This window comes from Janthinobacterium sp. SUN176, assembly GCF_030587335.1.
GTDB classification, from domain to species: domain Bacteria; phylum Pseudomonadota; class Gammaproteobacteria; order Burkholderiales; family Burkholderiaceae_D; genus Janthinobacterium; species Janthinobacterium kumbetense.
Genome location: NZ_JAPWIA010000004.1, coordinates 285,092 through 293,797, shown reverse-complemented (window position 1 = coordinate 293,797; position 8,706 = coordinate 285,092). Strand labels below are relative to the sequence as shown.

Below are 8,706 nucleotides of genomic sequence, written 5' to 3'. Positions count from 1 at the left end.
CACTTACATCAAATGCCCACACTTATCGACTGTTAATTGTTAAAGAACTGTATTCGGTTACTGCTTTCGCGCTATCGACAAAGCGTTGTGTTTGTCAGCTGCGAAGAAGGAAGAGTATGAAGCGTTTCGGCCATTTCGTCAACCTTCTTTTTTACTACCCAGCCTCGGAAGGCTGTCCCTTTTGTGCCGCAAACCAGTGCGTCTTATCGGGGAGGCGAATCATATCAAAGACCGTCGAAGTTTGGCAAGCGCTTTTCCAAGAAAGCGTGCATGCCTTCTTTTTGTGCAGGCGTACCGAAGGCGGCCTGGAACAAGCGGCGCTCGTAGGCGATACCATCGGTCAACGTCGTTTCAAACGCCCGGTTGACGCAATCCTTGATCATCATGGCAACCGAGGTCGGCATGGCGGCAATGGTCTTTGCGGCGGCCAGCGTTTCTTCCAGCAATTTATCGGCCGGCACGACGCGCGATACCAGGCCGATGCGTTCCGCCTCGGCGGCATCGATGGTGCGCGCCGTCAACAGCAGATCCATGGCCTTGGCCTTGCCGATGGCGCGCGGCAAACGCTGCGTGCCGCCCGCGCCCGGCGTGACGCCGACCTTGATTTCCGGCTGGCCAAATTTGGCGCTGTCGGCGGCGATCAGGAAATCGCACATCATGGCCAGTTCGCAACCGCCACCGAGCGCATAGCCGGCCACCGCACCCACCACAGGTTTGCGCACGCGCAAGATATGTTCCCAGTTGCGGCTGATGTAGCCCTGGGTAAAGGTGTCCGGGTAGGTGTAATCGGCCATGGCGGCGATATCGGCGCCGGCGGCAAACGCTTTTTCGTTGCCAGTGAGCACGATGCAGCCGATATTGTCATCCGCGTCGAACTTCAGCAAGGCGTCGCCCAGCTCATTCATCATGTTGTCGTTCAAGGCATTCAAGGCCTTCGGGCGATTCAGGCGGATGACCGCCACTTTGTCCTGGATATCGATGATCAAGTCTTCGTATTGCATATAGTCTCCTCTGGATGAACACGGTGACAACGATTGTAGCGGCTAACGGCAGCGGCGCGGCAGGTGCGCTGCTATTATTGTGAGCCTGATCATTTTCATATCGAGCAAGATATTTTCTCCTCCCTCTTCCAGTACTGCACCCATTACCTGCGCGGCGACGGCAGCGCCGCCAGCGTCAATTTCCGCCGCCTGTGGTTCAGCAACGGCCTCAATTGCTTCGGCGCCCAGATCACCTCGCTGGCCCTGCCCCTGTGTGCGGTACTGTTATTGCATGCGACGCCGGAACAGATGGGCGTGCTGGTTGCCTTGCAGGCGCTGCCGTTCGCCCTGTTCGGCTTGCCCGTCGGCGTGCTGCTGGACCGGCGCAGCAAGCACCCGATCATGCTGTTCAGCGAAAGCATGTCCGGCCTGGCCCTGGCCAGCGTGGCAGTGGCTTACTGGTGCGGCGTGCTGTCGATGCCGTGGTTATATATAGTAGGGTTCATCATCGGCACGGGCTTCGTCGTGGGCGGCGGTGCCGAGCAGGTGTTTCTGACTTTCCTCGTGGGCCGCGATGGCTTGATCGATGCGCAGTCGAAATTTGCCGCCACCGAATCGGCGTCGCGCCTGATCGGTCCCGGCCTGGCCGGCGTGCTGGTGCAGGTCTTGTCCGCGCCCGTCGCCATCCTGTGCACGGCGTGCGGTTATCTGATTTCCGTCTTCAATTTGCGCGCCATGAGCGTGCGCGATCCACGGCCGGCGCCATCCGACAAGCACGCCTTGCGCGACATCGCCGACGGCTTGCTGTTCGTGTGGCGCGAACCGCTGCTGCGCGCGCTGGCCTGGGGCGCCGGCATCTGGCACTTCCTGTTTTACGCCAGCATGGCCTTGACGGTGCTGTTCGCCACGCGCGACCTGGGCATGAACCCTGGCGTGCTGGGCATGACGCAGATGCTGGGCGGCGCCGGCGTCTTGCTCAGCGCCTTCATCGTCAAGCCATTGACGAAGCGCTACGGCGCCGGCCGCACCATCCTGATCGGCCTGGCATCCACCTCCGTGTGCTTTGCCCTGACGCCAACGATTCCGGCAGCACTGTTCGGCAGCGCGGCCGCCAGCGCCGTGGCGTATGCCATATTGATGTTCTTTTTCGATTGCGGCGTGATGCTGTTCTTTATTCCCTACCTGGGCCTGCGCCAGAAGGTGACGCCCGATCCCATGCTGGGCCGCATGACGTCGACCATGCGCTTCCTGACGGTGGCGACGGCGCCGCTGGGCGCGCTGGCCGCCGGCTGGATCGCGGAACACTTTGGCGTGCGCAATGGTCTCGCTTGCATCGCGGCCGGCAGCATCCTGTTGACGGTGGCCATGGTGTGGGGCACGCCGCTGCGTAGCGTGCGCACCTGAAGCGATGAACGGGCATACACTGCTAAAAGATTGCCTTGGCGACACTATTCACGCCAAAGCCTGTGAGGTTTGATTTATATCAAGGTTTTAATTGATGTAAATCCATAAGCTGTCTTACATCACTTGAGGAGCACGCTATGTTTAACACCATCTTATTTCCCACCGACGGCTCGCCGTTGTCCGACAAAGCCGCCGAGACCGCCCTCGCCTTCGCCCAACTGAACAAAGCCAAGCTGGTCGCCATCAGCGTGGTGCAGCCCTTCCCGTTCTCGCCGATGGCCGACGGCGGCATCGTGCTCGACGCCAGCCTGTATGAACAGCAGATGCAGGAAGCGTCGCAACGCGCCATCGACAAGATCGGCGCAGCGGCAAGCGCTGCCGGCGTGTCTTTCGAAGGCGTGGTGGCCGTGTCGCCGAGCCCGCACGATGAAATCGTCAATGCGGCGCAAACCTACCATTGCGACATCATCCTGATGGCCTCGCATGGCCGCAAGGGCTTGAACAAGTTGTTCGTGGGCAGCGAAACGCAAAAAGTGCTGGCCCACACCCATTTACCCGTCATGGTCCTGCGCTAACCTTGCGCTAGCGCAATCCCCGCCCGGCGCCGCGAGAAACTCAGCGCGCCGGCGCCTGCTTCGGCAACAACACCCACACGGCGCCGCTCTGTTTCATGCGGCCCGCATTCTCGGCCGCTTCCGCGCCAAAGCCAAAGAAATAATCGACACGGATCGGCCCGCGAATGGCGCCGCCCGTATCCTGCGCCATCACCAGGCGCTGCATGGGGATCTCGCTATTGGCTTGCGTGGTGGACAAGAATACGGGCGCGCCCAGCGGCAGGAAGCGCGAATCGATGGCCACCGAGCGCTGCGGCGTCAGCGGCACGCCCAGCGCGCCCTTCGGCCCCACTTTCGGATCGGGCAAGCGCTCTTCCTTGAAGAAGACATAGCTCGGGTTGGCGTTGAACAATTCATCCTTGCGCGTGGGATGGCCGGCGATCCACGCCTTGATGCCTTGCGCGGACGCCTGGCTCATGGTCAGCTCGCCCTTGTCGACCAGGTAGCGGCCGATCGATTTGTACGGATGGCCGTTTTGATCCGCATACGCCACGCGCACGGTTTCCTGCGTATCGGTCAGCTGCACGCGCCCGGAACCCTGCACTTGCAGGAAGAACGCCTCGACTTCGTCATCCACCCACAGCAATTCCTTGCCCGTGACGGACGTGGCGCGCTCGATGTCGGCGCGGGTTGCGTACGGTATCACCTTCTTGCCGACCAGCTTGCCCCGCAAGCGCATGTTTTTCAGTTCCGGATACACGCCGGACAAGTCCACCGAGACCAGATCGTCAGGCACCTTGTACAGCGGTGTCTGGTATGGGCCGCCACGCTTGCGCGCGCCGTGCAGCAATGGCTCGTAATAACCGGTCACCAGTCCAGTATTGGCGCCATCGGCGGTGACGACTTGATTTGGCACAAAGAAGGTCTCGAAAAACAGGCGGATGGCCTTGTCGCTGTCGGCATTGACCTGGCGCGCAATCGTGCACGATTCCTTCCAGTCCGGCCGTTTCACCAGCACGCCGCACGATGCCATGAAGGCGGGCCAGGCGGCACGCATGTCGTCACGGGCCCAGCCTGGCAAGGCAGCAAACTTGGCGGGCACGAACGTGGGCGCCGCCACGTCCGTGGCATCCTTGGCATCGGCCGGCTTGGCAGGCACAGGCTTGACGACGGTCGGCGCAATGGCGGGCGCCTTGCCGCTGGAAGCAGCGGGCGGCGCGACGGGCGGCGTGGTGCAGGCGGACAAGACAAGCGCGACGGCGCCGATTGAAACGGGTAGACTACCGCGTGTAAACAGACGGCTGGTAAATGGGCTGCGGGTAAATAACATAGGGATGCGTATGTGGATCTTGATGATAGAGGCGCTGGTGGCGTTCTTCTTGCTGGCATTTATAGTCTGGTGGACCATGTATTCGGGCAAAAAGCCCGCACCGCCGGCACGCAAGCAGCTCAGTGAAGAACAGAACGCCACCGAAAAACTGAAATAAGGGGCAAGCCCCCCCCCCGGCGTTTCCTTAATGCAGGGTACGCGGCACCGACAGCACGAACTCGGGAATCGGCGCTTCGAACTGATGGCCGTCTTCGGCCACGCAGAAGTATTCGCCGTGCATCGAGCCCTGCGGCGTGCCCAGCATGGTGCCGCTCGTGTATTCGAACTGCTCGCCCGGCTGCAACAGAGGCTGGTGGCCGACGGCGCCCAGGCCGCGCACCTCTTCCACCTTGTTGTTAGCATCCGTGATGACCCAGTGGCGCGAAATCAGTTGCGCGCCAGCCGTGCCCGTGTTGACGACGCGGATCGTGTAGCTGAACACGTGCCGCCCCTGGTCCGGTGCCGATTGATCGGGCAGATATTGCGTTTTGACCGTTACCGTAAATTCATAAGTCGCCATCGTCATTCCTCTTCAGACATTGCCAGTCATATTGTGTGTCGCGCGCGACGCATTGGCCATCGCGCGATGCGTATTCTGTGTTTCACCGTACTTCATGAGGCATGGTAACGGCGTCAGGCGTAAAATAGCGCAAATCGCATTTTCTATCCTTTGGCTACTTCACCATGACAACATTCCGTATCGCTCCCAGCATCCTGTCCGCCGACTTTGCCCGCCTGGGCGAGGAAGTGCGCAACGTCGTTACCGCCGGCGCCGACATCATCCACTTCGACGTGATGGATAACCATTACGTGCCGAACCTGACCATCGGCCCGCTGGTGTGCGAAGCGATTCGCCCGCACGTGCAAGTACCCATCGATGTGCATCTGATGGTCAAGCCTGTCGATCGCATTATCCCGGATTTCGCCAAGGCTGGCGCGAACATCATCACCTTTCACCCGGAAGCGTCGGATCACGTCGACCGTTCCTTGCAGTTGATCCGCGACAATGGCTGCAAATCGGGCCTGGTTTTCAACCCGGGCACGCCGCTGCACTACCTGGAACACGTGATGGACAAGATCGACATCATCCTGATCATGTCCGTCAACCCGGGCTTCGGCGGCCAGTCCTTCATTCCGCAAGCGCTGAAGAAAATCGCCGAAGCGCGCCGCATGATCGACGAATCGGGCCGTGACATCATGCTGGAAGTCGATGGCGGCATCAAGATCGACAACATCGCCGCCGCTGCCGCCGCCGGCGCCGACACCTTTGTCGCCGGCTCGGCCATCTTCGGCAAGCCGGACTACAAGGCAGTCATCGACGCCATGCGCGCCGAGCTGGCCAAAACGGTGGGCAACTGATGCAAGCGGGCAGGGTGAAAGACCACGTACTGGCTGGCGTGCGCGCCGCCATTATCGACCTCGATGGCACGATGCTCGACACCGTGCCCGATTTTCATGTCGCCATCAATGGCATGCGCGCCGAACTGGACCTGGCACCCATCAGCGCCGACGCCATCAAGTTGATGGTGGGCAAGGGTTCGGAAAACTTGATCCGCACCGTGCTGGCGCTCGACTTCGATGACGCCGGCGTGGAACAGCGTTTCGAGCAGGCGATGGAGGGCTACCAGCGTCACTACCTGGCCATCAACGGCCAGTTCAGCACCCTGTATCCGGAGGTCGAAGCGGGATTGTCGGCGATGAAGGCGGCGGGCCTGCGCCTGGCCTGCGTCACCAACAAGCCGATCGCCTTCGCCCTGCCCCTGCTGAAACTGAAAAACCTGGACCAGTATTTCGAGATCGTCTATGGCGGCGATTCGCTGCCGCAGAAAAAACCGCACCCCATGCCGCTGCTGCAAGTGTGCGCGGACTTCGACCTGCCGCCATCCAAAGTGGTGGCCATCGGCGACTCCTCGAATGACGCGCAAGCGGCCAGGGCTGCGGCTTGCCCCGTACTGACGGTACCGTATGGCTACAATCACGGACACTCTATACACGATACCGATTCCGATGGTATAGTAAAGACACTGCTCGAAGCAGCCCGTTTTATTGGCATGCAAAACTAACCGGCATACTGACCAAACCCAACACCATATCGTGAACACGTTTCTCATCAAAAAACACAATGTCACCCAAACCGGCTCGATTGAGGCCTGGCTTTGGCGACGCTGGCAATCCTGGCAGGCTTAAGGGCCGAGCCGTTACGATTGCTGCCGGTTGTACACACGTCGTTTGCGCATGTTGCGCACGTTGCGTGTCCCGGCAAGTTTTTTGATAACCCACCGCAGGGTTTGTGCACTATGCACACTCATACCCTGACGGCATGGAGAGAAACATGACCGAACTCGAATTCAAATCGCTGGCCCAGCAAGGCTACAACCGCATCCCCCTGATCGCGGAAGCGTTCGCCGACCTGGAAACCCCGCTCACCCTGTACCTGAAACTGGCACAGTCCCAACAAGGCGGCAAGAACACCTTCCTGCTCGAATCCGTCGTCGGCGGCGAACGCTTCGGCCGCTATTCCTTCATCGGCTTGCCCGCCACGAGCGTGTTGCGCAGCTATGGCAAACGCACCGAAATCGTCAAGAACGGCAGCGTGATCGAAGAACACGAAGGCAATCCGCTCGACTTCATCGAACAATTCCAATCGCGCTTCAAGGTGGCCCTGCGCCCCGGCATGCCGCGCTTCTGCGGCGGCCTGGCCGGCTACTTCGGCTACGACACCGTGCGCCACATCGAGAAAAAACTCGCCGGCGGCGCGCCGAAAGATGACTTGAAGCTGCCCGACATCCAGCTGATGGTGACGGAAGAACTGGCCGTCATCGACAACCTGTCCGGCAAGCTCTACCTGATCGTCTACGCCGACACGACGCAGCCCGAATCGTTTTCGAAAGCACAGCAGCGCCTGAAGGACTTGCGCATGATGCTGCGCCGCGGTGTCGATGCGCCCGTCACCAGCGCTTCCGTGCGCACGGAAACCATCCGCGACTTTTCCAAGGAAGATTACCTGAAGGCCGTCGCCAAGGCACATGAATACGTGATGGCGGGTGACCTGATGCAGGTGCAGATCGGCCAGCGCATCCGCAAACCTTACGTCGATTCGCCGCTGACACTGTACCGCGCCTTGCGTTCGCTCAACCCGTCGCCGTATATGTACTTCTATAATTTCGGTGACATGCAGATCATCGGCGCCTCGCCGGAAATTCTGGTGCGCAACGAAAAGACGGCGGACGGCGGCAAGAAAGTCACCTTGCGCCCGATCGCCGGCACCCGTCCGCGCGGCGCCACGCCAGAGCGCGACGCCGAATTGTCGGCCGAACTGCTGGCCGACCCGAAAGAGATCGCCGAGCACGTGATGCTGATCGACCTGGCGCGCAACGACATCGGCCGCATCGCCGAGACGGGCAGCGTGCAAGTCACCGACCGCATGGTCATCGAAAAATACTCGCACGTGCAGCACATCGTCTCGAACGTGGAAGGCAAGCTGAAGGATGGCCTGTCGAACCTGGACGTGCTGCGCGCGACCTTCCCCGCCGGCACCCTGACGGGCGCGCCGAAAGTGCGCGCCATGGAAGTGATCGACGAACTGGAAATCACCAAGCGCGGCATCTACGGCGGCGCCTGCGGCTACCTGTCGTTTGGCGGCGAAATGGATGTGGCGATCGCCATCCGCACGGGCGTGGTCAAGGACGGCATGCTGTACGTGCAGGCCGCGGCCGGCATCGTGGCCGACTCCATCCCCGAAATGGAATGGCAGGAAACGGAAAACAAGGCGCGCGCCGTACTGCGCGCCGCCGAACAAGTGCAAGATGGCCTGGATGGAGGGTTTTAAGATGCTGCTGATGATCGACAACTACGACTCCTTCACCTACAACATCGTGCAGTATTTCGGCGAGTTGGGCGAAGACGTGCGGGTCTACCGCAACGATGAAATCACGATCGCACAGATCGAGGCGCTGAACCCGGACCGCATCTGCATCTCGCCCGGTCCGAAAGCGCCGGCACAGGCGGGCATTTCCGTGGAAGTGCTCAAGCACTTCGCCGGCAAGAAACCGATACTGGGCGTGTGCCTGGGCCACCAGGCCATCGGCGAAGCGTTTGGCGGCAACGTCATCCGCGCCAAGCAAGTCATGCATGGCAAGACTTCCTTTATCGCGCATACGGGCGTGGGCGTTTTCAAAGACTTGCCCAGCCCCTTCACAGTGATCCGCTACCACTCTTTGGCGATCGAACGCGCCTCGCTGCCTTCCTGCCTGGAAGTGACGGCGTGGACGGACGACGGCGAAATCATGGGCGTGCGCCACCGGGAATACGATATCGAGGGCGTGCAGTTCCACCCCGAATCGATCCTCTCGGAGCACGGCCACGCCCTGCTGAAGAACTTTCTCGAGCGCTGATTTTC

The 8,706-nt window shown here is 60.7% G+C and carries 10 protein-coding genes; 7 read left to right on the top strand and 3 right to left on the bottom strand.

Annotated features, from left to right (window positions below; all coding sequences use genetic code 11):
• Window positions 1–224: 224 nt before the first annotated feature.
• A complete protein-coding gene (locus O3299_RS24180; RefSeq protein ID WP_305063363.1) occupies window positions 225–1,001 on the bottom strand; it encodes an enoyl-CoA hydratase in 777 nt (258 codons plus the stop codon).
• A 63-nt stretch (window positions 1,002–1,064) separates the two neighbouring features.
• Between O3299_RS24180 and O3299_RS24175 the strand changes: the two genes are divergently transcribed.
• Both O3299_RS24175 and O3299_RS24170 read left to right on the top strand, forming a co-directional pair.
• A complete protein-coding gene (locus tag O3299_RS24175) occupies window positions 1,065–2,384 on the top strand; it encodes an MFS transporter (RefSeq protein ID WP_305053966.1) in 1,320 nt (439 codons plus the stop codon).
• 137 nt (window positions 2,385–2,521) lie between these two features.
• Complete coding sequence (locus O3299_RS24170; protein WP_099665562.1) at window positions 2,522–2,959, top strand: universal stress protein; 438 nt, start codon at window positions 2,522–2,524, stop codon at window positions 2,957–2,959.
• Window positions 2,960–2,999: 40 nt separating this feature from the next.
• Here the strand turns inward: O3299_RS24170 and O3299_RS24165 are convergent, their stop codons facing one another.
• The gene (locus tag O3299_RS24165) at window positions 3,000–4,184 is read right to left on the bottom strand and encodes a murein transglycosylase A (RefSeq protein WP_370385309.1); all 1,185 of its coding nucleotides are present in this window, start codon (window positions 4,182–4,184) and stop codon (window positions 3,000–3,002) included.
• A 94-nt stretch (window positions 4,185–4,278) separates the two neighbouring features.
• Between O3299_RS24165 and O3299_RS24160 the strand changes: the two genes are divergently transcribed.
• Window positions 4,279–4,425 (top strand): hypothetical protein, encoded by a 147-nt coding sequence (locus tag O3299_RS24160; protein WP_305063362.1) that lies wholly within the window; start codon window positions 4,279–4,281, stop codon window positions 4,423–4,425.
• 27 nt (window positions 4,426–4,452) lie between these two features.
• On the opposite strand, the gene apaG is transcribed toward O3299_RS24160, so the two are convergent.
• A complete protein-coding gene (gene apaG, locus O3299_RS24155) occupies window positions 4,453–4,827 on the bottom strand; it encodes a Co2+/Mg2+ efflux protein ApaG (protein WP_034785627.1) in 375 nt (124 codons plus the stop codon).
• A gap of 164 nt (window positions 4,828–4,991) precedes the next feature.
• Here apaG and rpe point away from each other — a divergent pair, with 164 nt between their 5' ends.
• The 4 genes from rpe to O3299_RS24135 all read left to right on the top strand — a co-directional run bounded on the left by rpe (window position 4,992) and on the right by O3299_RS24135 (window position 8,701).
• Window positions 4,992–5,666, top strand: coding sequence for a ribulose-phosphate 3-epimerase (gene rpe / locus O3299_RS24150; RefSeq protein WP_077399332.1), 675 nt, complete (start codon window positions 4,992–4,994; stop codon window positions 5,664–5,666).
• Entirely contained in the window at window positions 5,666–6,370 is a 705-nt protein-coding gene (locus O3299_RS24145; RefSeq protein ID WP_305063361.1) for a phosphoglycolate phosphatase, read from the top strand. Before rpe ends, O3299_RS24145 begins: the two co-directional genes overlap by 1 nt.
• Before the next feature lie 269 nt (window positions 6,371–6,639).
• Window positions 6,640–8,136, top strand: coding sequence for an anthranilate synthase component I (gene trpE, locus O3299_RS24140; protein WP_099665564.1), 1,497 nt, complete (start codon window positions 6,640–6,642; stop codon window positions 8,134–8,136).
• Window position 8,137: 1 nt separating this feature from the next.
• Complete coding sequence (locus O3299_RS24135) at window positions 8,138–8,701, top strand: aminodeoxychorismate/anthranilate synthase component II (protein ID WP_077399324.1); 564 nt, start codon at window positions 8,138–8,140, stop codon at window positions 8,699–8,701.
• Window positions 8,702–8,706: the final 5 nt, after the last annotated feature.